Source organism: Flaviflagellibacter deserti, from assembly GCF_042652085.1.
Classification (GTDB): domain Bacteria; phylum Pseudomonadota; class Alphaproteobacteria; order Rhizobiales; family Methylopilaceae; genus Flaviflagellibacter; species Flaviflagellibacter deserti.
In genome coordinates this window covers 1-534 of the sequence record NZ_JBHSJF010000012.1, presented here as the reverse complement: position 1 = coordinate 534, position 534 = coordinate 1, and the positions used below count along the sequence as shown (strand labels likewise).

The window sequence follows — 534 nt, the reverse complement described above, 5'->3', positions numbered from 1 at the left end:
CAGGCTCGCCAGGACAAGACCTTCCAGACGGCTTCCTACGCTGCCATCCCGTCCACGGCGACCATTGCTGGCACGGAAGAGCTGTCGTTCTCGGGCGGCGCAGTCGGCGACACGGCAGTCGACGTGGCGTTGACCACTGGCGTCTCAGCCATCGAAGGCGGCGCGTTCACGGCTGTCGACTTCACCAACGCCGGCGCAAACGACGGCGACATCTCGTTCGACATTGCTGTGAATGGCGGAACTGCTCAGACGATCACGATCGCCTACGCTGACGTCGACACCGAGACCGCCAGCGCCGGCGCCGCCGTCACTGCGGAAGAGCTCGCCGGAATCATCAACACCAAGCTGACCGCGGCGAACGTTGCCGCGACGGCGTCGGTCAACGACGACGGTGAACTGGTGATCACGGGCGCCAGCACGACTTCGGCCGACGCCGATGTCACGATCAGCAACTTCGCCGTGGCGAACGGCGCGGCGGGTTCCGGTCTTGCCAACGGCAGCGGTACCGACACCTACACCGCCAAGACGGTCGAC

The 534-nt window shown here is 65.7% G+C and carries 1 pseudogene; it reads left to right on the top strand.

Annotated elements, in window-relative coordinates:
* Positions 1–534 (top strand): annotated as a pseudogene (locus tag ACFPFW_RS18515) (hypothetical protein); the annotation flags it as partial.